Here is a 23,043-nt window from a genome sequence, read left to right on the forward strand (position 1 = left end):
GGTCGGCTTACACCACCACCCGCCGCTCGGCCTGCGCGCCCACCTCGAACACCCGCCGGTAGCGGGCGATCTGGTCCGGCGGCCCCATGGCCTTGGTGGGATTGTCGGAGAGCTTCACCGCCGGGCGGCCATTGGCCGAGATCACCTTGCATACGATGGAAATGGGGTCGAGGACCCCATCGGACGCCAGGCCCCGGAAGTCGTTCGTCAGCAGCGTCCCCCAGCCGAAACCGAGCCGCATCCGCCCCTTGAACCGGGCATGGATGCGGGCCACCTCGTCCGCATCGAGCCCGTCCGAGAAGATGGCCAGCTTTTCCTGCGGATTCTGCCCGCGCGCCGTCCACCAGGCGATCGCTTCCTCGCCCCCTTCCAGCGGGTCCTTGCTGTCGATGCGGATGCCGGTCCAGCCCGCCACCCAGTCCGGCGCATGGGCGAGGAAGCCCGTGCTGCCATAGGTGTCCGGCAGGATGATGCGCAGGTTGCCATCATATTCCTGCTGCCAGTCGGCAAGCACCTCATAGGGCGCGGCGGCCAGCGCCGCATCGTCCTGCGCGAGCGCGGCATAGACCATGGGAAGCTCGTGGGCGTTGGTGCCGGTTGCCTCCACCTCGCGGCGCATGGCGATGAGGCAGTTCGAGGTGCCGAGGAAGGTGGGGCCAAGCCCCTCGCTCAGCGCCTGCACGCACCAGTCCTGCCACAGGAAGCCGTGGCGGCGCCGGGTGCCGAAGTCCGCGAGATTGACCGGGCCGAGGCTTTTCAGGAACTCGATCTTCTCCCACACCCGCGTCATGGCGCGGGCATAGAGCACCTGAAGCTCGAAGCGTCCGAGCCCCTTCAGCACCGCCCGCGAGCGCAATTCGTTGATGACGGCGAGGGCCGGAACCTCCCACATGGTGGTCTCGATCCACGGTCCCTCGAAGATCAGCTCATACTGCCCGTCGCGCTTTTCCAGATGATAGGCGGGGAATCGGAAGTTCTCCAGCCAGGCCAGATAGTCCGGCGCAAACATCTGCCGCTTGCCGTAGAACATGTTGCCGCGCAGCCAGGTGGATTCGCCCCGCGACAGGGAGAGCGAGCGCACATGATCCAGTTGCTCGCGCAGCGCACCGTCGTCGATGATCTCGGCCAGGCGCACGCGGCTGGTGCGGTTGTGGATGCCGAAGGCCACCTGCACGTCCCGGTGCCGCCGGAAGATCATCTGCCCCATGAGCAGCTTGTAGAAATCCGTGTCGAGGACCGAACGGACGATGGGGTCGATCTTCCACGTATGATTATAGACGCGGGTGGCGATGTCGGTCATGGCGGCCCTCGGGATGCGCCTTCAGCCTCCTATACCATTCGCGGCCCCATGGGGAGTTCCCCGCGCCGGAACCCGCCCGTTCCCCGTTCCGTTGTCCTTGCAGCGCAACGGGATGAGGCAGGCCATGGGACGCATCGACGAGCGCATCCGCGCGCGGGCGCAACGCATCTGGGAAGAGGAAGGCCGCCCTTCGGACAAGGCGGACATGCATTGGGAACGCGCCAAGCAGATCGTCGCCATGGAGGAAAGCGACCGTCTCGCCGCGAGCCCCTGCCCTCAGGCTGACGGGACGGAGACCCCGCGGACCCGCGCCACAACGGACGCGGCCGGCGGCGGCCCGTCCAAGGACGCCCGCTCGACGTGATCGGGCAGCCCAACAAAAAACCACGCCCCCTTGCGGGAGCGTGGTCGAAGGGCGCCGGCAGTTACGCGCCGGCCAGTGTGGAAAATACCCACCACACCTGTTCCCGGCCGTTGACCCTCACCCGGCGGCGTCTGGCCCGCGATTGCGGAGCCGTCAGCCGCCGGAGCGGATCTCAACGGAAGAGGGTCATGATGTTGGAGGTCGAGTTGTTCGCGATGGAGAGCGACTGCACCGCCAGCTGCTGCTGGGTCTGCAGGGCCTTCAGCTTCGTGGACTCTTCTTCCATGTTGGCATCGACCAGCGAGCCGATCGACGACGTGTTGATGTCGATCAGGGACTGGGCGAAGTTCTGCTGCGAGGTCAGGCGGGTCTGGGTGGTGCCGAGAGCCGTCGAACCGGCCTGCAGGCCGTCGATCGTGGCGGACACGATCTTCATGTAGGAGGAGAGCTTCGCCAGGTCGACATCGCTGCTGGTGAGCGAGGAGATGTCGATGTTGGCGATGGACGCCGTGAACGCCGCGACCGTGGTCCCGCCGACGGAACCGCTGATCGAGTAGGTGGTGTCCATGAAGCCCTTGAGGTTGCCGGCGTTGGTGCCGACAGCGACGGTCAGACCGCCGGAGACGGACGCGCTGGTGGCAACCGCAGTCACGGCCGTGTCGATCGTGGAGCTGGTACCCGTGGACGTCGAGTTGGTCTTCGCGTCATAGACGGCGAAGGCACCGGTATCGAGCGTGGTGGTGCCGACCGTCACGACGCCGCTGGCGCGCGAGAAGTTGGCGAGCAGGCTCTTGTTGGCGTTGAAGCCCGTGGCCGAGCTGTCGACCGAGAGCCAGTTGGCGCCGTTCACCACCGCCGAGGAAGCCGCCGACGAGATGTCGGAGACGGCGTTGGCGATGTTCTTCTGCAGGGAGGTGCGATCAGCCGTGGAGGACTGGGCGCTGACCAGGGCCTGCTTGATGGTGTTCAGGCTGTTCATGATCTGGGTGAGACCGGTATTGGTGGTCTTCACCGAGGACATGTCGAGGTTGATGGCATCCTTCACCGCGCCGAGCGCGCCGTTGTCCGACGTCAGGGTGGTGGAGATGTTCCAGTAGGCGGCGCCGTCAGCGGCAGAATTGATCTTCTTGCCGGTGGAGACGCGGTCGTTGGTGGTGTTGAGGCTATCATTGATGGAGCGCAGGGTCGCGAGAGCAACGCTGGCGGCATTGTTGGTGATGATGCTGGTCATGACTGATGTCCCATCATTGGAATGAGTGGTGATGTCGGGACATTCCGGGCTGAACCGGTATGGCAGAACGGCTTCATGCCTTTGACTGTGGGGACTTGCCCCGGCGCGCTTTGAGCGCTCAATCTGCCATGCAACCTATAATAGCGATGAAGCTTGCGCGAAGCTAGCAGCAACCCTGCGGGAGGGGTGCGACCGAATAGACGGGTCGTCCAGAAAGCAAATGATCGGGGGATCACTCTTCATGCGGAGCCCGCCGTCTGCTTGGACGAGGTTCAGCATCCCGTTCGAGCCCCTTTCCTGGTGACACCCCCGCCGAAAGTCATATGAGGCAAGCAGAGCCGTCACGGCATGATGACGGGCCTATCCCCATCGAGGTGCGCGCACCTTGCATGCCGGTCACGATTTCCCTCGCCTGCCACGGTACCCACATGCATGATGCAGGCTATGAAACGCGGGAGAAACCGTGCGCCTCGACGAGACATGCTTCCTCATCCTGCGGCTCGCGACGTCGGGATTGTGCATGTGGGCGGCCGTCCTGTCGCTGCTGCATGCGCAGCACTATGTGCGAAACCTGCGGCGGCCGGCGACGCTGCGTTATGCAGGAGCGATCATCGTGCTGGTGATCGGCGCCCTGGCACTGGCCTCGGGCTATAACGAGAGCATCGTTCATCACGGGCGCGAGATCGCCGTTCTGGACTGGGCCTGGGCGGTCTCGGACGTACTGATCCTCATCTTCTACATTCTCGCCTTGCGCACCCTGCGGCATCGGGATCTGCGCGAAGCACGGCTGATGATCGAAAGCCGCCGGGACGTCCTCACCCAACTGCCCAATCGCGCCGGTTTCGACGAACAGGCGATGCGCATTCTTGGGGATTGCCAGCGCGCGGGACTGCCCGCCGCCGTCGCACTGTTCGACATCGACCACTTCAAGAAGATCAATGACGGCTGGGGGCATCCGGCCGGCGACGCAGTGCTGAAGAACCTCGCCGACGCGGCGCAGGACGTGACCCGGAGCACAGACGCCTTCGCGCGCTTCGGCGGCGAGGAATTCGTCATGATCCTCAAGGGCGTGAGTGCCGAGGCCGCTTTCGTGCATGTGGAGCGTATCCGCCGGGCCATCTCGCGCGACGTGCCACACCCCTCGGGCAGCGGCCGCATCACCGTATCTGCCGGCCTCGCCGACGTGCGGACCTATGATCAAGCCGGCCTCACCGCCGCGATCTCCCGCGCCGACGAGGCGCTCTATGCGGCAAAGGCCGCTGGACGCGACCGGACCATGCTGGCCGCCACCGATGCAGCGACGGCCGCGGCATCGGCCTGAGGACCGACGGTCGAGCCACGACGGCTGCGACAAAGCGGAACGCCGTGTCTTTCTGAAATTTTCGGGCCTGAACTTTCCCGCCGCGCTCCGCGTTCAGACACCAGCCTCCGTCAGATACCTCAGGCCCGGCGTGGACATGCATCCGGCAACTGTTGAGTGAGAGTTTACCGAAACGCGGGAATCCGTCTCCCCCGAAGCCGGCCATGGCCGGTCGAGCGCGGCCGACGACGCGGACTGAATTTGCTGCGCTGGCCCACCCTAAGGGCAGCCGCCCGGCGGCGCGGCGCTCCTGCAGGAGCCCGCGCCTCGCGACACGCAGGCTGAAGCGGCGGCACCCGCCCGCCAAAACGTGACAAGGTGACCGAATTTTAACCTTTTCTCCCGTTTGGGTGCGTCGCACCTCTGGGGTATAGAGGTCCTTAACATGGACGCTCCAACCCGGACCTTGGCTGCACGATGACCCTGACTGACGATGCCCTCTCGGCCCCCGTGCCCGCCGCGGCACAGGATGGCCTCCATCGGGTCTTCAAGCGCCTCGCCGATTACATGAACCGGTCCATCCTCGGGCAGCCGCAGTTCGTGGACCTGCTGCTGGTGGCCGTGATCGCCGACGGGCACCTGCTGGTGGAAGGTGCGCCGGGTCTGGCCAAGACCAAGGCCATCAAGGCGCTGTCAAAAGCCATCGACTGCAACGAGCAGCGCATCCAGTTCACCCCGGACCTCCTGCCCTCCGACCTCACGGGCACGGACATCTACCGGCCCGAGGACGGCTCCTTCCGCTTCCAGCCCGGCCCGGTGTTCCACAATTTCATCCTCGCGGACGAGATCAACCGCGCGCCCGCCAAGGTGCAGGCGGCGCTGCTGGAAGCCATGGCGGAGCGGCAGGTGACGGTGGGCGGTGCCACCTATGCGCTGCCCAAGCTCTTCCTCGTGATGGCGACGCAGAACCCCATCGAGCAGGAGGGCACCTATCCGCTGCCCGAAGCCCAGCTCGACCGCTTCCTGCTGCATGTGAAGCTGGACTATCCCGACATCGCCGCCGAGCGCGAGATCCTGCGCCTCGTGCGCGGGGAAGCGCAGGGCGAGAGCGTCGCTTTCGGGGAGAAGGTGAGCCAGGCGGTCATCTTCTCCGCCCGCCGTCAGGCGCTCGCCACCTACATGTCCGAGGCGGTGGAGGAATATCTGCTCCAGTTCGTCTTCGCGACGCGCCAGCCGGCGCTCTATGGCAAGGATCTCGCCGGCCTCGTCGAATTCGGCGCCAGCCCGCGCGGCACCATCGCGCTGGACCGCTGCGCCCGCGCCCATGCCTGGCTGCGGGGCCGCGACTATGTGGTGCCCGAGGACGTGCAGGCCATCCTGAAACCCGTGCTGCGCCACCGCATCCTCCTCAATTTCGAGGCGCAGGCGGACGGCATGACCACCGACCGCTTCCTCGACACCCTGCTCGCCCGCGTGCCGGTGGCGTGAGGACGGTGCGTCCGGCGGCACTGCCATGAGCCCATCCGCACCCGATTATTCCGGCCCGGCCTTCACCGGCCTCGTCGCCCGGCTGGACGAACTGATCGCCGCCCGTCCCGGCGGGCGGGACGGCTTCGGCACGTCCGGGCGCGTGCGCACGCGGCAGATGGGCGGCTATCGCTCGCCCTTCCGCGGACGGGGCATGGAGTTTGACGAGGTGCGCGCCTATCAGCCCGGCGACGACATCCGCACCATCGACTGGCGCGTCACCGCCCGCACCGGCCGCACCCACACCAAGCTCTTCCAGGAGGAGCGCGAGCGCCCGGTCCTCATCCTCATGGATGCACGGGCCTTCATGCGCTTCGGCACCCGCGCCTGCTTCAAGTCCGTGCTCGCCGCCAAGGCCGCCGCCGTGCTCGCCTGGACTTCCATGGACGGCGGCGACCGTGTGGGCGGGCTCCTCGTCACGCCCTATGCCCTCAAGGTCTTCAGCGCCGAGCGCAGCCGCTCGCGCGTGCTGGGCTTCGTGAAGGGCATGGCCGAGGCGACGCAGGTGGGCTTCGGCGCTGAACCGCCGGAGGCCGAACCATCTCTCGCCGAGGCCTTCGCCCGCCTGCGCCACGCGGCACGGCCTGGTACGCTGGTCTTCATCGTCAGCGATTTTCATGATTTCGACGGCGAGGCGGCCAAGGAGCTGAACCGCCTGTCGCACCATGCGCATATCACCAACGTCTTCATCTATGACGCGCTGGAGGCGGCAACACCGGCCCGCGGCGCCTATCCGGTGAGCGATGGAGAGGCGGTGGCGACGCTCGATGCCGACCGGGATGCCGTGCGGCAGGCCTATGCCCGGCGCTTCGCCATGCGCCGGGAGGCCGTGGAAGAGGCCGCCCGCTCGCGGGGCATGTCCTTCCTCATGCTGCGCACGGGGGAAGATCCGGCCGAGGCCCTCCACCCCGAGCGGCTGGCACGCAAGATGCGCGCGGGAGCGGCGGCTTGATCGCGAGCCTCTCCCTGCCCCGCGGTGACGCGCTCCTGCGCCTCGCGCAGTTCCAGCCCGCGCCCGGCAGCGCCCCAGCCGCTGCGCCCGGTGGCGCGGATGCAGGCGCGCAGGCCCCGGCCCTTCAGCTCGATCCCGGCGCATCCGACCCGTTGATCGCGCTGAAGGACATCCATCTGCCGGAGCCCGTCTCCTTCTGGCCGCTGGCGCCGGGCTGGTGGATGCTGCTCGGCCTCGTCATCGTGCTTCTGCTGCTGGCCGCGCTGCTGGAATGGCGGCGGCGCCAGACCCTTGGCTACAAGGCCCAGCGGGCCCTCGACGCCATCGCGAAGGATACCGTCCGCTATGCCGACGCCCGGGCTGTCGGGGCAGAGGCGGCGGTGCTGGTGCGCCGCATCCTGCTGTCGCGCGGCGGCGCGCAGGCGGCCGTGCTCACCGGCGCCGACTGGCAGGCGTATCTCGCGCAGGGCAAGGGCGCCCTGCCGCAGGAGATCGGCCGCTTCCTCGCGGTCGCCCCCTATCTGCCGCCGGGTGCGCAGGAAGCGGCGGGCATGGACCGCGCCGCCCTCGTGGCTGCGCTGCGGCGCTGGATCCGGGGGCACGCATGATCCAGTTCCAATGGCTCTGGGCCGCCGCCCTCCTGCCCCTGCCCCTGCTGGTGCGCTTCCTGATGCCGGCGGCGCCGAAGCGGCGCGCGGGCGCGCTGCGCCTGCCCTTCTTCCACGAGATCGCTGGCGCCGGCCTCGTCTCCGAGGGCGGACGGCGGCGGCGTCTGGTGCGCCTCGCGCTCCTGTCCGTCATCTGGCTGCTGCTGGTGGGCGCCGCCATGCGCCCGGCCTATGTGGGCAAGCCCGTGCCGATTGCGGTGGAGGGCCGTGATCTGATGCTGGCGGTGGACCTCTCCGGCTCCATGTCGCGCCAGGACCTGTCGTACGACAACATTCCGGTGGACCGGCTGACCATCATCAAGGGGGTTGCCGACGACTTCATCGCCAAGCGCAAGGGCGACCGCATCGGCCTCATCCTCTTCTCCACCCGCGCCTACGTGCAGGCGCCCCTCACCTTCGACCGCAACGTGGTGCGCGATCTGCTGCGCACGTCGTCCATCGGGATGACAGGGCAGGAGACCGCCATCGGCGATGCCATCGCGCTCGCCGTGAAGACCTTGCGCACCCGCCCACAGGAGCAGCGGGTGCTGGTGCTGCTGACGGACGGGGCCAACAATTCCGGCATGCTGAGCCCGATCCCGGCAGCGGAGATCGCCAAGGCCAATGGCGTGAAGATCTACACCATCGGTGTCGGCGCCGATGCCTTCGCCGTGGGCCAGCGGATGGTGAACCCTTCCTTCGACCTGGACGAAGGCGCGCTGGAGCAGATCGCCCAGATGACCGGCGGGCGCTATTTCCGCGCCCGCGATGCGGCTGGCCTTGCCGCCATCTATAATGACATCGACCGCATGGAGCCGGTGAGCGGCGAGCCGCTCTATCTCAGCCCCACCGTCTCGCTCTTCCAGTGGCCGCTAGGCGCGGCGCTCGTGCTGAGCTTCCTCTTGGGCCTCGTTTGGCTGTGGCCGGCCCGCAGCCGCAAGGCGCAGGCCGAAGCACCGGCACCGAACCTTGAGGGGGCCGCGCCATGAACGGCCTCTTCGCCCAGCTTTCCGGAGGCCATCTGCTGCCGGCGGACTTCCATTTCCTGCGGCCGGACTGGCTGCTGGCGCTGCTGCCGGCACTGGTGATCGCCGCACTCGTGTGGAAACGCATGGGCACGGGCCAGAGCGCCTGGGCGGGTCTGGTGGACGCCCATCTGCTGCGCCACCTCGCCCTCACCGATCGCAGCCGCGCCGGGCGCTGGCCCGTCTTCGCCCTGCTGGCCGCTTATGCGCTGGCCATCCTCGCCATGGCTGGCCCCGCCTGGCAGAAGCTGCCAACGCCGGCTCTCGACCGGATCGACCCGACCGTGGTGGTGCTGAGCCTCGCCCAGTCCATGAACGCCACAGACCAGAACCCCACCCGTCTCGCCGCTGCCCGCCACAAGGTGGAGGACATCCTGAACCGGATGCGCGGCGGGCAGGTGGCGCTCATCGTCTTTGCCGATGCGCCCTTCGTCGCCGCGCCCCTCACCGAGGATGCCCGGGTCGTCCAGCAGATGCTGCCGGAGATCGGCACCGACCTCATGCCGGTGATGGACAACCGACCGGATATCGCCATCCGGCAGGCCATCGACCTCTTGAAGAACACGGGCGCGCCCACCGGGCGCATCATCCTCATTGGCGACGGGCTCGGAGACCGGCCCGAACAGACCAAGGCCACCGCCGCCTCCGCAGGCAATGCGGGCTATCATGTGAGCGTCATCGGCGTCGGCCGCGATGCACCGACCCCGCTCGTCGCCTTCGACGGGCGCCCCCTCACCGGCCGCGACCGCACGCCCCTCACGACGCGCATGGACGAGGCCGGCCTCAAGGACGTGGCAATCGCCGGGCGTGGCGTCTTCACGCCCCTTACCGTTGGCGACCGGGACATCGACACCATCCTCGCTCAAAGCGGCGTGGACGGCCCGGCCAAGCCCGGCGAGTTGCAGGACAGCGGCCTTGCCGCCGATCAGTGGGCGGACATGGGCCCCTTCGTGCTCCTCGTCGTGGTCGCACTTTTCGCGCCGCTCGCCTTCCGGCGCGGCTGGATCGCCATCCTGCTGCTCGGACTGCTGGCCGGGGCCGCGCCGCTGGCGCCGGCCCGCGCGCAGGAGCCGAGCCTGAGCGAACGCTGGCGCGACCTCTGGCAGACGCCGGACCAGCAGGCGGCCGCGGCCTTCAAGAGCCAGGACTATCAGGGCGCCGCCGCGCGCTTCGCCAATCCCGACTGGCAGGCGAGCGCGCTCTATAAGGCGGGCGACTATGAGAAAGCCGCAGAGGCCTATTCCCGCCTGCCGAACGGCGCCTACAACCAGGCCAATGCACTGGCCCGCGCCGGAAAACTCGACGACGCCGTGAAGGCCTATGACGAGGCCCTGAAGCAGAACCCCGACAATGCGGATGCCATCTACAACCGCAACCTCGTGCAGAAGCTGATCGACGACCAGAAGAAGATGGACCTGCCCCAGCCCCCGCCCCAGGACCAGCAGAACAAGGACAACAAGAACGGCGGCGGAAACCAGCAGGACAAGCAGCAGCAGGACAAACAGGACAAGGGCGACAACAAGCAGAACACGCCCCAGAACCAGAAAGACCAGAAGGACCAGAACAAGAAGGACCAGGGGCAGCAGGACCAGAAGGACAAGAAGCCGGACGGCGACGACGAGGGCAAGCAGAAGCCCGACCCGAAGTCCGGTCCGCAGCCTCAGCAGGCCCAACCCAAGCCCGATCCCGGCCAGAAGAACCAGCCCCAGCAGGGTCAGGACCAGAAGGACCAGCCGAAGCCCCAGCCGAAGGATCAGGGCAATGATCCGGCCAAGGCTGACCCGAAGGACGGAAAGGACGCCAACAAGCCGGACCAGAAGGACGGCAAGGAGGCGCCGAAGCCCGATCCGCGCGCCCCGGGGAACACGCCCGCCCAGCCGCAGCCGGCGCAGCCGAACCCGCAGGGGCAGCCGGGCCAGCAGCCGCAGCCCCAGCCGGCCCAGCCCGCCCAGCAGGGTGGCGACCAGCCGGGCATGGCCCTTACGCCCCTCGGCCTGCGTCCGATGACGCCCGAGGACCAGAACCGCGAGCAGGCTTTGCGCATGGTGCCGGATGACCCCATGGGCCTTCTGCGCGCCCGCATCCGCGCGCACTACACGGGCCGCCCGCCGGAAGTGGAAGGAGTGAACCAGCCATGAGCCGGCCGCTCCCCATCCTGCCCGCCCTGCTGCTGGCCGCCGCACTTCTGGTGCTGCCCGCGCTGGCGCAGGCCGCCCCCCGGCTGACCCTTTCCGCGACGCCGGATACGCTCATCTCCACCGGCACGGTGGAAGTGGTGATCGCCCTCACAGAAGGCGACGGCCGTGAGCCGCCCAATCTCACGCCGCTGACGCGGGACTTCGACATCGTCGGGCAGGGCCGGCGCAGCCGCACCGAGGTCGTGGACGGGCGTCGGGTGCCGGTGAACGAATGGCTGGTCACGCTCGCCCCCAAACGCACCGGACGACTGATCATCCCGGCCATCTCCCTCGCCGGCCTTTCCACCGCGCCGGTCGCGGTGAACGTGGTGCCAAGCACGGGCGGTGCCCTCACCGACGAGCGCACGCTCTTCGTGCGCCTCGAGGCCGGAGACGTGCAGCCCTTCGTGCAGAGCGATGTGCCGGTCACCGTGCGGGTCTATGACCGGCTCGGGCTGCGGGGCGGCGGCATCAGCCGCATTTCCGCCGACGGCGCCAGCTTCACGCCGCAGGGCGAACAGCGGGCCTATTACCGGACCATTGGCCGCTACCGTTATCAGGTCATCGAGCAGAGCTATCTGATGCGTCCCCAGCGCAGCGGCACCATCGAGGTGCCGCCTGTCACCCTGGAGGCCAAGGTGCCGGCCTATACGGGTGGCCAGCTCCCGCCGGATATCGCCGGCGCGCTGGGACGGCCGCAGCCGCCCAACCCGTGGGACACCAATTTCCCGAGCGTGCGCGACCTCACGGTTCAGTCCAACCCGCTGACGGTGACGGTGCGCGAGCGGCCGGCGGACGCCAAGGGCTGGTTCCTCCCGGCGCGCAGCCTCACCATCAGCAGCGAGTGGGCCAAGCCGCCGAAGGACGTGAAAGTGGGCGAGGTGCTCACCCGCACCATCCGCGTCGAGGCGGAGGGCGCCGGGCCGAACCAGTTGCCGCCCCTGACCCTCGCGGAGGTGCCGGGCGTCCGCCAGTATGAGGAGCAGAGCCGGACGGAAAGCGCGCCCGTGCGCGGCGCGCCCGGAGCACTCCTCACCAAGACGGTCTCCGTGGTACCCACCCGCTCCGGCACCTTCACCCTGCCGGCCATCGAGCTCGGCTGGTGGAACACGGCGACGCAGAAGCAGGAGACCGCCACCCTCCCCGCCGAGACCTTCACCGTCGCGGCCGACCCGCGCGCCCCTCAGACCGCGGCCGGCCCCGTTGCAGCGGCAACGTCGGGAACCGGCGGCTCGGCCCGCACGCCGCCGCCGGCCGTCGCGTCCGATACCAGCCTGCTGCACAGCGCGCTCGGCCTCTGGTCGGTCTGGCGGACCTGGTTCATGCTGGCGGCAGAGATCGCGCTGTTCTGCCTCTGCGTGGCGGTGGTCATGGCCGGGCTGCGCCGGCTGGAGCGCTGGCGGCGGGGCCGGCGGATCGCCCAGGCGGCAGAGGCCGGCGATCCCGCGAACGCGAGCATCGCCACGCTGGCGCAGGCGGAAGCCGCGCTTGAGGCCGGCTGCAAGGCCCGCAACGCCGCCCTCGCCCATCGTGCCCTGATGGCGTGGCTGCGCCTCTCCGCCACGGGCACGCAAGCTCCGGTGCCGGTGACGCCCGCTCTGGCGCAGGCCCTCACCGCCGTGCAGGACGCGCTCTATGGCACGGCGCCGCGTCCCTTCGATGCCAAGAGGCTACGCGCCGCCTTCCACGCCGAGCAACGCGCCCGCCGCAAGGGCGCGCGACAGGAGCGCGGCGCCCGACTGGCGCCGCTCTATCCCACGACTCGCTGAACGCGAGCGGCTCGAGCGGCGGATGGCCGAGCCGCTGCAGCCTCAGTGGCGCGTGGTCGAGGGGGGAAGCTTCAGGGCCCAGCCGGCCGGAACCTCGGCCGGCGCGTCCTTGCCCTTGGCAGCGGCGCTCGCCACGGTGCCCGGCACCACGCCCGTCTTGCCCTTCGCGCGCTTCGCGGCGGCGCTCTTGGTCTTGGCCGCAGGCCCTTTCGGCTTCGGGCCGCCCTTTGCCTTGGGCGCAGCCTTGCGCTTGGCGGCCTTGGGCTTGGCCGCGCTTGCAGCGGCCTCCGCCTCAGCCTTCGCCTTGGCCACGCGCGGCTTGGTCGAGCGTACCTTGGACGAACTTGCCTTGGACGCCCGCGCCTTGGCCGTCGCCGGGGACGGCTCTGAACCATCGACTGCGGGGACCTCCGTCATGGATGCCGCCTGCGCCGCTTTTGCCTTTGCCGCCTTCGGCTTGGCCCCCGCCGACTTCGCGGCCTTGGGCTTGGCAGCCTTGGCCTTCGCCTTTGCGGGCGTGGCCACAGGCGTCGCCGCATCCTGAACGTTGGGCACGACCTCGCTGGAAACGGTCTTGGCCTTGGCCACCTTGGCCTTGACCGGTTTCGCCTTGGTGGCCTTGGCCTTCGTCGCCTTGCCGCCCGTCACCTTGCCCTTGGCCAGCGTCCCGAGCCCATCGCTCAGGGGGCCCGCATCTGCCGCGACCTTCTCCTTCGCAGCTTTGTCTTTGGCGGCCTTGTCCTTGGCCGCTTTCGTCTTGGCGGCGAGCGCCTTGCGGGCCCGGTCGGCAACCGCGCCTTCCGCCGCCTCGGAGGCGTCTTCCGCTTCGGTGCTGACGGGCGCACGGGACCGCTTCTTGGCGAAGCGATCCGCCATCATGGCGCCGAAGGCGAGGATGATCTGGCTCAGTTCCTCTTCCTGCACCGCCGCCGCCGCGCTCTCGATGGAGAACCAGAAGCCGAAGCGCTCGGCGCGCTCCGGCCAGTTCTTCATGTAGCGCTTCACCTTCATGGGAAAGACGATGACGTCGCACGGCACCGTCTGGAGCGTGAGGCGCTTGTCATAGGAATACATGCCGAGCGGCTCGGTCGAGATGCTGCCCAGCAGGCCGGCTTCCTCATACGCCTCGCGCGCAGCCGCCTTCGCGGGCGACAGGCCCTTCATCGGCCAGCCCTTCGGGATCACCCAGCGCCGCGTCTCGCGGGACGTGATGAGGCGGATCTGCACCTCGCCATCCTGCCGCTGGCGATAGGGAAGAGCTGCATATTGGATCCGGCGCTGCGCGCGAACCTTCGGCGCGGAGGGCATGGCGCTCCTTTCCTGATTCGGAGCGGCATAATAGTGGGAAGGGCCATCGCTTCCAGCCCAAAGCCGCGTCAGGACGGGCGGCCTTATGCCCATGGAACAAGCGGCATGATTCCGCACGCGTCGCGGCGCCGATCAATACCGAGCAATGGATCAGGCCGCGCTGCTGTGATCCTTCGGCAAGCGATCCTGGCGGGAGCCCGCCGCGCTTTCAGGCAACCCAAGGTCCGCGCCGGGATGTCCCTGCTCCTGATGGTGGGCGAGGCGCGCCTCCAGGAACTCGATGCGGTCCAGCAGCGAACAGACCGCCTCCCCCACGGGATCGGGCATCAGGTGATGCTCGAGGTCGATGCGACCGTCCCCCAGACGGCGACGGTCCGCCAGCGGCTTCACCACGCGTCCGGGAATACCCACCACCGTCATGCCCGGCGGCACATCCTCGATGACCACGGAATTGGCACCGACACGCGCCCCGGCACCAACGGTGATCGGCCCCAGGATCTTCGCCCCCGCCCCCACCAGAACGCCATCCTGAAGGGTCGGGTGACGCTTGCCCGGGGTCCAGGAGGTGCCGCCCAGCGTCACGCCGTGATAGAGCGTGACGTCATCCCCCACCTCGGCCGTCTCGCCGATGACCACGCAGGCGCCGTGATCGATGAAGAAGCGGCGGCCGATGCGGGCGCCGGGATGGATGTCCACATTGCTCACCAGACGCCCAAGCCAGGACAGGAAGCGGGCCGGGAATTTCACGTTCGCACGCCAGAGACGGTGGGCCAACCGATACCAGATCACCGCATGCACGCCGGGATAGGTGAGCAGGATTTCGAGCGTGCCGCGGGCGGCGGGATCGCGTGACTTCACGCAGGCTACATCCTCGCGGATCTGCCGCCAGAGGCCGGGGCGCTCCTCATGCGCCAGGGTGACGCCAGCGACAGGCGCTAGAGCGGCCGCCGCGCGATGACGCGAGCCCATGATCATCTCGTCCTCTCCGCAACCGGTCCGGCCGGCAGGGCCGGCCTAGTGTCCGCCGGCTGTTCCGCCGGCTTGATGATCGATCCCGAACCCGGATGCGCGTCAGATTGCGCCTTCCACGGCGGCCCGCCGCAGACGCAGCGCGGACTCGGTGAAGCTGTCCTGATAGAAGCGCAGCAGCGTCTCGCGGGAAACATTCTCCTTGGTGCGGACAGCAAAAGCCCGCACCCGGTCGAGAATGGCGCGCCCGCGCACCGCATCCACGGTGATGCCCTCGTCGGCCAGCGCCTTCTCCACCGCCGCAAGACCGGAATGCTTTCCGAGCACCACCGTGTGGCCACGCCCGAACAGTTCCGGATTCAGAGCTTCATAGGTGGCCCGGTCCTTGAGCAGGCCGGAGACATGGATGCCCGACTCGTGGGTGAACACATCCGCGCCGACGATGGCCTTGCCGCGCGGCACCGGACGGGCGGCGGCGCCGCACACTAGTTCGGCCAGCGGCTTCAGCGCGGCCGGAGCGATGCCGGTCTCCGCCCGCGCCGTCTGGCGCAGGGCGATGGCCACTTCCTCCAGCGCGGCATTGCCCGCGCGCTCGCCGAGCCCGGCGACGGTGACGCTGGCGTGACGCGCTCCGCCCATCACCGCCGCCAGCGTATTGGCGGTGGCAAGGCCGAGATCGTCATGGGCGTGGAACTCAAGCTCGATGTCGGTGGTGGCGGCCACCCGGCGCACCAATGCATAGGTGCCGAAGGGGTCAAGCACGCCAAGCGTGTCGGCCAGCCGCAGGCGAAAGGCGCCCGCCGCCTTCGCCGTCTCCGCGAGACGGCAGAGAAAATCGGGATCGGCCCGCGAGGAATCCTCGCCCCCTACCGCCACCTCAAAGCCGAGCCGACGCGCCAGTGTCACCACCTCCGCCACACGGCCGAGCGCCCAGGCGCGATCCTTGCCGAGCTTGCCGGCCAGTTGCCGGTCGGAGGTGGGAATGGAGACATTGACGATCTTCACGCCCGCCGCGACGGCGGCCATCAGGTCGTCCTCGCTCATGCGGCACCAGGCCATGACGCGCGTCGGGAGGTTCAGCGAGACGATGGAGCGGATGGTTTCCACCTCTTCGTCGCCCATGGCGGGCGTTCCCGCCTCGATCTCCGGGACACCGGCGGCGGCAAGGGCGGCGGCGATCTCGATCTTCTCCTTGCGGGTGAAGGCGACACCCGGCGCCTGCTCGCCGTCGCGCAGCGTGGTGTCGTTCAGGAACGCCGTCCGCTGAAGCGGCGCGGGGTTTGCGGGTGTCTTGGCGAGCATGGCAGGCCTCCCACGGAACACAATGAGGTCACGTGGGATGTAGCAACGGCTGTGCCAAACACTTAAGTCATTGTTTTAAATCCGCTTATCAGCATCCGTACTGGCCGGGAGCGGGGACGCCCGACAGCATTGTCCGGTTTCGCCCGCTCACCGACAGCCCGTCGTCGCAGACGGCTCAATACATGGCATGCTGGAAGCGGGCGAGCATGGCTTCCTGGCTCTCGGCTTCCGCAAGACCGATCTGGTCCTTCAGCATCTGGCCAAGGGTCGGAAGCACGGAGCGCTCCACCTGCGCCTCCGGGTCCCACAGGCGCGAGCGCATGAAGGCCTTGGCGCAGTGCAGATAGGCCTCGCGCACGCTGATGCGCAGGACCGAGGTCGGCAGCTTGCCCTCCACCGCGCTGGCGCGACGCAGATCCTCGTCCACCCGGATCTCCGCCGTGCCGTTGATGCGCAGCGTCTCGTCCACGCCGGGGATGAGAAAGATGAGGCCGATGCCGGGGTTTTCGAGAATGTTGGTGAGGCTGTCGAGGCGGTTGTTGCCCGGCCGGTCAGGCAGGATGAGCGTGGTCTCGTCCTCCACCTGTACGAAGCCGGGCAGGTCGCCGCGCGGCGTCACGTCGAGGGCACCGTCGCGGCTCGATGTGGCAAGCATGACGAAGGGGCTGAGGCCGATGAAGCGGCGGCAGTGCGCATCAAGCTTCGACAACACCTTCTGGGCGGCGCGGGGCGAGACCGCCTTGTAGTGGCTGCGCAGTTGCTCGACGGTCTCGATACGGCTCATGACGATCCTCTGGGGCGGGATAGGGCGGGCGGCGGTTCAGGGCTTGATGATCAACTGGACCCGGTCGGCGACGAAGCTCGAACGGCCCCACTGTAATGGCACGCCGGCAATGTCCACATCCACCCGTTCCAGAACCATGACGGAGCGCCCGGCGGGGATCGCGAGAAGCATGCGCTCGCGTTCGTCGGCGATGCGCGCGCCGATGCGGGTTTCCTTGCGGCGATAATCGACGATGCCGAGGGTGGAGAGCGCACGGGTTAGCGAGCCCGTTGCCGCATAGATGAGGTCGAGGTCCTGACAGCGGGAATGGACGAACCAGGACGAGCCGCAGGACATGGGCACGCCGTCCGCCTCATGCATGGTGTCGATGCGCAGCACCCTGTCGCCGACCGAGAGGCCCAGTTCCCGCGCCACGTCCGGCGTCGCCGCCTCCACCTGCGAGCCAAGGAAACGGCCATGCGGCTCGCGGCCGTTGGCCAGCACGATTTCCGAAAAGCGGGTGCGCGGACCGATGGGATAGCGCAGCGGCGGCTCCTTCACGAAGGTACCGCGGCCGGGCGTCGCTTCCACGAGGCCCCGTTCCGTGAGGACGCCGAGCGCCCGGCGCACCGTGTGACGGTTGACGCCGAACCGTTCCGCCAGTTCCGCCTCGACCGGCAGGCGGGCGCCCGCAGGGCGCGCACCCGAGACGATCTCCGCCTCCAGCGTCTCGGCGATCTGCTTCCAGAGCGCCACGCCGCTGCCGCGGCGCAGATCGCCGTCCCGCTCGCCTGTCATCGGGCCGTGATCCGCCACGTCCAAACTGTCGTCCTGCACCACCGGTGGCCCCCCTTCGATTTTTCCGCCGCTCGCGCTTGCCTATTTGTATAGACTTTTATACAAATCCCGTCCAGATGCTTCGGCGGGATGGGCACACGCCCGATGCCCGCCCTGAGATCCGCAACACGCGACGTCTGGCAGCGGAGACCCGCGCGCCAGCCCCTCAGCTTCGCCCCGCCGATCGGCGCCGGGGCCAATCGTTCGAAGAGGCGACAATGGCGGCGGAAGACACGACGCAACGCCAGGCGATCATGGGAACACTCGCCCGCGCCACGGCGCAGGAGCTGTCCGCAGCGGTGGAGCGGTTCAAGCCGCTGCCCCCCATTCACGACCTGCGCCCGGCCGAAGTGGGACTCGCCATGGTGCGGGGCCGCATCGGCGGCGATGGCGATGCCTTCAATGCCGGCGAGGCCACCGTCACCCGCGCGGCCGTCCGCATCGAAGGTGGCGCGACCGGCGTCTCCTATTTGCTCGGCCGGGCGCCGGACCGGGCCCGAACCGCCGCCATCCTTGACGCGCTCTGGCAGGACAATGCCCTGCGGATCGCAGTGGAAGAGGCGCTTGGCCCCGTGCGGGCCCGCCTCGCGGCGGAGGCAACGGACGCCCGAGAAAAGACAGAAGCGACCAAGGTGAACTTCTTCACCATGGTCCGTGGAGAGGACTGATGACCGATCTTGCCCTCGGCTTCGCCGATCCCGTCCGCGAGGCGCAGGCCACCTTCAAGGCGGTGATGTGGGCCATCTCGCGCCCCGGCAACCGGATGCCGCTCGCCACCGGCCTCAAGCCTCCGGCGCCGCTCACGCCCGAAATGGCCGCCTGCGTCCTCGCGGTCGCCGATTATGAGACGCCTCTCTGGCTCGATGCGAAGCTCGCCGCCCGCGCCGAAGTGCTGGACTTCCTGCGCTTCCATACCGGGGCCCCGATCCTCGCGGAGCCGGGCGAGGCGCGCCTCGCGCTCATCAGCGATCCGGCGGCGCTCCCGCCCCTCACCGATTTCGCCCAGGGCACGCCTGAGTATCCGGATCGCTCCACCACGCTCATTCTCGCGGTGGACGATCTCACCGATGCGCCCTTCACGCTGGAAGGGCCGGGAATCAAGCATACGCGCCGCTTCGGCGCGGCGCCGCTGCCCGCGGATTTTGCCGCCCGCTGGGCCGACAACCGGCTGCTGTTTCCGCTGGGTGTCGATCTCATCTTCACCACGTCAGGGCTGGTGTCGGCCCTGCCGCGCTCCACCCGCATCACCGCGGAGGCCTGATCCATGTATGTGGCCGTCAAGGGTGGCGAGACCGCCATCCGCAACGCCCATGCCCTGCTCGCCGAGACCCGGCGTGGGGATACGTCGGTGCCGGAGATCGGCATCGACCAGATCGCCGGCCAGCTCACGCTGGCGGTGGATCGCGTGATGAGCGAAGGCTCGCTTTATGACCGCCCACTCGCCGCGCTTGCCATCAAGCAGGCGCGCGGCGATCTCATCGAGGCCATCTTCCTCGTGCGCGCCTTCCGCACCACCTTGCCCCGCTTCGGCTATAGCGAGCCGGTGGACACGGGCCGGATGCGCGTGGAACGGCGCATCTCCGCCACCTACAAGGACATTCCGGGCGGCCAGGTGCTCGGCCCCACCTTCGATTACACCCATCGCCTGCTGGACCCGACGCTCGCGACGACCGGCGGCGCGGCCGGTGCGCCCAAGGGCCAGCCCGCACGCGCGGACGGCGCGGCGGAGCCCGGTCCCATGCCCCGCGTCACCGATCTTCTGGGCGACGAGGGGCTGATCGAGCCGGCGCCCGCCACCGGCGAGGAGCCGCGCGATCTCACCCGGGAACCCTTGAGCTTCCCCGCCGACCGTCCCCTCCGCCTCCAGAATCTCGCGCGGGGCGATGAGGGCTTCCTGCTCTCGCTCGGCTATTCCACCCAGCGCGGCTATGCCCGCAGCCATCCCTTCGTGGGCGAGATCCGCTTCGGCACCGTCGAGGTGGAGCTGTTCGTGGAGGAACTGGGCTTTGCGGTGCCGCTCGGCGACATCGCGCTCACCGAGTGCCAGATGGTGAACCAGTTCAAGGGCTCCGCCAGCGAGCCGCCGAAGTTCACGCGCGGCTATGGCCTCGTGTTCGGCCAGAGCGAGCGCAAGGCCATGTCGGTGGCGCTGGTGGATCGCGCGCTCCGCTTCAAGGAACTGGGCGAAGAACAGTCCGCCCCCGCGCAGGACGAGGAATTTGTCCTCTCCCACTCCGACAATGTGCAGGCCACCGGCTTCGTGGAGCATCTGAAGCTGCCGCACTACGTGGATTTCCAGGCCGAACTCGACCTCGTGCGCCGGATGCGCGCCGAGCATGCGGACGGCACCGAGACCAGCCAGCAGGAGGCGGCGGAATGAACGCGCCCTTCGAAACCGCACAGGCGTCAACGCCCGCCGGCATGCCGGCCATCACCTACAATTTTGCCTATCTGGACGAGCAGACGAAAAGGATGATCCGCCGGGCGATCCTGAAGGCCATTGCCATTCCCGGCTATCAGGTGCCCTTCGCCAGCCGCGAAATGCCCATGCCCTATGGCTGGGGCACCGGCGGCGTTCAGGTGACGGCCGCGATCCTCGGACCCGACGATGTGCTCAAGGTCATCGATCAGGGTTCGGACGACACCACGAATGCGGTGGCCATCCGCGGCTTCTTCGAGACCACGGCCGGTGTTGCCACCACGACGCGCACGCAGGACGCCACCGTCATCCAGACGCGGCACCGGGTGCCCGAGACCGCGCTTCAGGCGCATCAGGTGCTGGTCTATCAGGTGCCGATCCCCGAGCCGCTGCGCTTCCTCGAGCCGCGCGAGACCGAGACGCGGAAGCTGCATGCGCTGGCCGATTACGGCCTCATGCATGTGAAGCTCTATGAGGACATCGCCCGCCACGGCCATATCGCCACCACCTATGCCTATCCGGTGGAAGTGGACGGGCGCTATGTGATGGACCCCTCGCCCATCCCGAAGTTCGACAACCCGAAGATGGACGACAGCCCGGCGCTCCAGCTCTTCGGCGCGGGGCGCGAGAAGCGCATCTATGCCATTCCCCCGCACACCAAGGTGGTACCCCTCGATTTCGAGGACCATCCCTTCAAGGTGCAGCATTTCGCGAAGCCCTGCGCGCTCTGCGGCGCCACCGGCGTCTATCTGGACGAAGTGATCCTCGATGATCGCGGCGGGCGCATGTTCGTGTGCTCGGACACCGACCATTGCAATACCCGTCAGGGCGAGGGCCATCGCGGCGAGATGAGCGGGCTTCCGGAGGCGGCGGAATGAGCGCGCTCACCATCCGCCCCGCCACTGGAGATGACCTGCCGGACGTCCTCGCCCTCTATGCCCAGCCGGGCATGGATGACGGCAAGATCCTGCCGCTGGACGAGGCCAAGGCGCTCTTTGACCGTTTCGCCCGCTATCCCGACTATGTGCTGTATGTGGCACAGGACGCGAACGGCATCGTCGGCACCTTCGCGCTGCTGGTGATGGACAATCTCGGCCATCTCGGCGCGCCCTCGGCCGTCATTGAGGATGTGGTCGTCTCTCCCGCCCGACAGGGCGGCGGGGTCGGCGGCGCCATGATGCGCTTCGCCATGAAGAAGGCCGCCGAAAAGGGCTGCTACAAGCTGGTCCTCTCCTCCAACGCCAAGCGCGTGAAGGCCCACCAGTTCTACGAGAACCTCGGCTTCCGCCGCCATGGCGTGAGCCTGCACGTGGACCTGACGCCCGAGGGCGAGGCCCTCCCTCCCACGGAGCCTCGGGAGGTTGCGTCATGAGCGGGAACACACCCGCCTCATCCCGCACAACGCGCCCTCTCCCCCCTTGTGGGGGAGAGTTGGAGAGGGGGGTGACGCGGTTGCGTCTGACGGACCCGTCGGCGTCCGCGACCTCACCCTTTCGGAGAGGGCATTACCCCCCTCCCCACCCCTCCCCCGCAAGGGGGGAGGGAGATGGCCGCTCGGCTAGACAGCCCACCATCCTTCCCCAGACACACGTCATCGAGGCCCGGCCATGACGGACGATGCTCCCCTTCTCGTCGCCGAGGGGCTGACGCGCTATTACGGCGCCCGCCTCGGCTGCCGGGATGTCTCCCTCACGCTCCATCCGGGCGAAGTGCTTGCCATCGTGGGCGAGAGCGGCTCCGGCAAGTCCACCTTGCTCGGCCTGCTCTCCACGGAGCTGGAGCCCTCCGCCGGCCATGTGAGCTACCGCATGCGCGACGGCACCCTTCGTGACCTCGCCTCCCTCACCGAGGGCGAGCGACGTCTGCTGCTGCGCACCGACTGGGGTTTCGTGCGCCAGCATGCGGAGAAGGGCCTGCGCATGGCGGTCTCCGCCGGTGGCAATGTGGGCGAGCGGCTGATGGCGGTGGGCTGGCGCAACTATGCCGGCATCCGCGACGAGGCCATCGACTGGCTCTCCCGCGTGGAAATCCAGCCGGACCGCATCGATGACGATCCGCGCGCCTTCTCCGGCGGCATGCGCCAGCGCCTCCAGATCGCCCGCAACCTCGTCACCAAGCCGCGCCTCGTCTTCATGGACGAGCCCACCGGGGGGCTCGATGTCTCCGTGCAGGCGCGCCTGCTCGACCTCATCCGCTCGCTGGTGGCGGATCTTGGCCTTGCGGTCGTCATCGTCACCCACGACCTTGCGGTCGCCCGCCTGCTCTCCCACCGCATCATGGTGATGAAGGAAGGACGGGTGATCGAGGAAGGCCTCACCGACCAGGTGCTCGACGATCCGCGCGAGCCCTATACCCAACTCCTCGTCTCCTCGGTGCTCGCCGCATGACGCTCCACACCGCTCCCCAGACGGCGGCGACACCGCTGCCTCCCGCCCTTCCAGCAGGCACCCTGCTGCGCGTGGAAAGCCTCGCCAAGGCCTTCACCCTGCATCTGCGCGGCGGCGCCCGTCTGCCGGTGGTGGATGGCGCGGGCTTCGAGGTGCGCGCCGGCACCTGCGTGGCGCTGGGCGGCCCGTCCGGTGCCGGCAAGAGCTCCATCCTCAAGATGGTCTATGGCAACTATCGCACGGACGCCGGAGCCATCTGGCTGATGGACGAGACCAGTCCGGTCGATGTCGCCCACGCCGCCCCCCGCCAGATGCTGGACCTGCGCCGCCGGCGCATCGGCTATGTGAGCCAGTTCCTGCGTGTCATCCCGCGCGTCTCCGCCCTCGATGTGGTGGCCGAGCCCCTGATGGCGGAAGGCGTCCCACCCGAGCAGGCGCGCGCGAAGGCGCGCGAGCTTCTGGCACGCCTCAATCTGCCGGAGCGGCTGTGGAGCCTGCCGCCCGCCACCTTCTCCGGCGGCGAGCAGCAGCGCGTGAACGTGGCGCGCGGGTTCATCTCCAGCCGGCCCCTCCTGCTGCTGGACGAGCCCACCGCCTCGCTCGACGTAGTGAACCGGCAGGTGGTGATCGACCTCATCACCGAGAAGAAGGCCGCCGGCACCGGGCTTCTCGGCATTTTCCATGACGCGGATACGCGCGATGCGGTGGCGGACGAAGTGGTAGACGTCTCCGCCTTCGCCACCCGGCCCAACTGACAGAAGGAACA

22 protein-coding genes are annotated in these 23,043 nt (G+C 68.5%); 15 read left to right on the forward strand and 7 right to left on the reverse strand.

Annotated features, from left to right (window positions below; all coding sequences use genetic code 11):
• Positions 1 to 7: 7 nt before the first annotated feature.
• Positions 8 to 1,300, reverse strand: a complete 1,293-nt coding sequence (gene pncB / locus AZC_RS17380; RefSeq protein ID WP_012171900.1) for a nicotinate phosphoribosyltransferase — start codon at positions 1,298 to 1,300, stop codon at positions 8 to 10.
• Positions 1,301 to 1,424: 124 nt separating this feature from the next.
• On the opposite strand from pncB, the gene AZC_RS25755 reads away from it, so the two are divergent.
• Positions 1,425 to 1,664: a DUF2934 domain-containing protein gene (locus AZC_RS25755; RefSeq protein ID WP_043879530.1), complete on the forward strand. Its 240-nt coding sequence runs from the start codon at positions 1,425 to 1,427 to the stop codon at positions 1,662 to 1,664.
• A gap of 172 nt (positions 1,665 to 1,836) precedes the next feature.
• Here AZC_RS25755 and AZC_RS17390 read toward each other — a convergent pair whose 3' ends face one another.
• Positions 1,837 to 2,895: a flagellin gene (locus AZC_RS17390; protein WP_012171902.1), complete on the reverse strand. Its 1,059-nt coding sequence runs from the start codon at positions 2,893 to 2,895 to the stop codon at positions 1,837 to 1,839.
• 463 nt (positions 2,896 to 3,358) lie between these two features.
• Here AZC_RS17390 and AZC_RS17395 point away from each other — a divergent pair, with 463 nt between their 5' ends.
• The 7 genes from AZC_RS17395 (at position 3,359) to AZC_RS17425 (ending at position 12,292) form a co-directional block, all read left to right on the forward strand.
• Entirely contained in the window at positions 3,359 to 4,216 is an 858-nt protein-coding gene (locus AZC_RS17395) for a GGDEF domain-containing protein (protein ID WP_012171903.1), read from the forward strand.
• Positions 4,217 to 4,762: 546 nt separating this feature from the next.
• The gene (locus AZC_RS17400) at positions 4,763 to 5,683 is read left to right on the forward strand and encodes an AAA family ATPase (RefSeq protein ID WP_043880457.1); all 921 of its coding nucleotides are present in this window, start codon (positions 4,763 to 4,765) and stop codon (positions 5,681 to 5,683) included.
• Positions 5,684 to 5,708: 25 nt separating this feature from the next.
• On the forward strand, positions 5,709 to 6,674 hold the full coding sequence (locus AZC_RS17405; RefSeq protein WP_012171905.1) for a DUF58 domain-containing protein: 966 nt from the start codon (positions 5,709 to 5,711) through the stop codon (positions 6,672 to 6,674).
• Positions 6,671 to 7,282 carry a DUF4381 domain-containing protein gene (locus AZC_RS24505; RefSeq protein WP_012171906.1) on the forward strand — a complete coding sequence of 204 codons (612 nt, stop codon included), beginning with the start codon at positions 6,671 to 6,673 and terminating at the stop codon, positions 7,280 to 7,282. The genes AZC_RS17405 and AZC_RS24505 overlap by 4 nt, the downstream gene beginning before the upstream one ends.
• Complete coding sequence (locus AZC_RS17415; RefSeq protein WP_012171907.1) at positions 7,279 to 8,310, forward strand: vWA domain-containing protein; 1,032 nt, start codon at positions 7,279 to 7,281, stop codon at positions 8,308 to 8,310. The genes AZC_RS24505 and AZC_RS17415 overlap by 4 nt, the downstream gene beginning before the upstream one ends.
• Positions 8,307 to 10,484: a vWA domain-containing protein gene (locus tag AZC_RS17420; RefSeq protein ID WP_012171908.1), complete on the forward strand. Its 2,178-nt coding sequence runs from the start codon at positions 8,307 to 8,309 to the stop codon at positions 10,482 to 10,484. Before AZC_RS17415 ends, AZC_RS17420 begins: the two co-directional genes overlap by 4 nt.
• Entirely contained in the window at positions 10,481 to 12,292 is a 1,812-nt protein-coding gene (locus AZC_RS17425) for a BatD family protein (protein WP_012171909.1), read from the forward strand. Before AZC_RS17420 ends, AZC_RS17425 begins: the two co-directional genes overlap by 4 nt.
• 42 nt (positions 12,293 to 12,334) lie before the next feature.
• Here the strand turns inward: AZC_RS17425 and AZC_RS26375 are convergent, their stop codons facing one another.
• The 5 genes from AZC_RS26375 to phnF all read right to left on the reverse strand — a co-directional run bounded on the left by AZC_RS26375 (position 12,335) and on the right by phnF (position 17,471).
• Positions 12,335 to 13,600 (reverse strand): NUDIX hydrolase, encoded by a 1,266-nt coding sequence (locus AZC_RS26375; RefSeq protein ID WP_012171910.1) that lies wholly within the window; start codon positions 13,598 to 13,600, stop codon positions 12,335 to 12,337.
• 150 nt (positions 13,601 to 13,750) lie between these two features.
• Positions 13,751 to 14,575: a serine O-acetyltransferase gene (gene cysE, locus AZC_RS17435; RefSeq protein WP_012171911.1), complete on the reverse strand. Its 825-nt coding sequence runs from the start codon at positions 14,573 to 14,575 to the stop codon at positions 13,751 to 13,753.
• A 96-nt stretch (positions 14,576 to 14,671) separates the two neighbouring features.
• Positions 14,672 to 15,871 (reverse strand): homocitrate synthase, encoded by a 1,200-nt coding sequence (nifV, locus tag AZC_RS17440; protein WP_043879531.1) that lies wholly within the window; start codon positions 15,869 to 15,871, stop codon positions 14,672 to 14,674.
• 175 nt (positions 15,872 to 16,046) lie between these two features.
• Positions 16,047 to 16,655, reverse strand: a complete 609-nt coding sequence (locus tag AZC_RS17445) for a pyridoxamine 5'-phosphate oxidase family protein (RefSeq protein ID WP_012171913.1) — start codon at positions 16,653 to 16,655, stop codon at positions 16,047 to 16,049.
• Positions 16,656 to 16,691: 36 nt separating this feature from the next.
• Positions 16,692 to 17,471, reverse strand: a complete 780-nt coding sequence (gene phnF / locus AZC_RS17450) for a phosphonate metabolism transcriptional regulator PhnF (protein ID WP_338010013.1) — start codon at positions 17,469 to 17,471, stop codon at positions 16,692 to 16,694.
• A 218-nt stretch (positions 17,472 to 17,689) separates the two neighbouring features.
• On the opposite strand from phnF, the gene phnG reads away from it, so the two are divergent.
• The 7 genes from phnG to phnL all read left to right on the forward strand — a co-directional run bounded on the left by phnG (position 17,690) and on the right by phnL (position 23,032).
• Complete coding sequence (phnG, locus tag AZC_RS17455) at positions 17,690 to 18,139, forward strand: phosphonate C-P lyase system protein PhnG (protein WP_081434032.1); 450 nt, start codon at positions 17,690 to 17,692, stop codon at positions 18,137 to 18,139.
• Positions 18,139 to 18,732: a phosphonate C-P lyase system protein PhnH gene (gene phnH / locus AZC_RS17460; RefSeq protein ID WP_012171916.1), complete on the forward strand. Its 594-nt coding sequence runs from the start codon at positions 18,139 to 18,141 to the stop codon at positions 18,730 to 18,732. The genes phnG and phnH overlap by 1 nt, the downstream gene beginning before the upstream one ends.
• Before the next feature lie 3 nt (positions 18,733 to 18,735).
• Positions 18,736 to 19,851, forward strand: a complete 1,116-nt coding sequence (locus AZC_RS17465; RefSeq protein ID WP_012171917.1) for a carbon-phosphorus lyase complex subunit PhnI — start codon at positions 18,736 to 18,738, stop codon at positions 19,849 to 19,851.
• 41 nt (positions 19,852 to 19,892) lie between these two features.
• Positions 19,893 to 20,768 (forward strand): alpha-D-ribose 1-methylphosphonate 5-phosphate C-P-lyase PhnJ, encoded by an 876-nt coding sequence (locus AZC_RS17470; RefSeq protein ID WP_043880463.1) that lies wholly within the window; start codon positions 19,893 to 19,895, stop codon positions 20,766 to 20,768.
• Positions 20,765 to 21,262, forward strand: coding sequence for a GNAT family N-acetyltransferase (locus AZC_RS17475; RefSeq protein ID WP_012171919.1), 498 nt, complete (start codon positions 20,765 to 20,767; stop codon positions 21,260 to 21,262). The genes AZC_RS17470 and AZC_RS17475 overlap by 4 nt, the downstream gene beginning before the upstream one ends.
• A gap of 235 nt (positions 21,263 to 21,497) precedes the next feature.
• Positions 21,498 to 22,277, forward strand: a complete 780-nt coding sequence (gene phnK / locus AZC_RS17480) for a phosphonate C-P lyase system protein PhnK (protein ID WP_012171920.1) — start codon at positions 21,498 to 21,500, stop codon at positions 22,275 to 22,277.
• A complete protein-coding gene (gene phnL / locus AZC_RS17485) occupies positions 22,274 to 23,032 on the forward strand; it encodes a phosphonate C-P lyase system protein PhnL (RefSeq protein WP_012171921.1) in 759 nt (252 codons plus the stop codon). The genes phnK and phnL overlap by 4 nt, the downstream gene beginning before the upstream one ends.
• Positions 23,033 to 23,043 lie beyond the last annotated feature (11 nt).

Origin of the sequence: Azorhizobium caulinodans ORS 571, assembly GCF_000010525.1 — a bacterium.
Lineage (GTDB): Bacteria > Pseudomonadota > Alphaproteobacteria > Rhizobiales > Xanthobacteraceae > Azorhizobium > Azorhizobium caulinodans.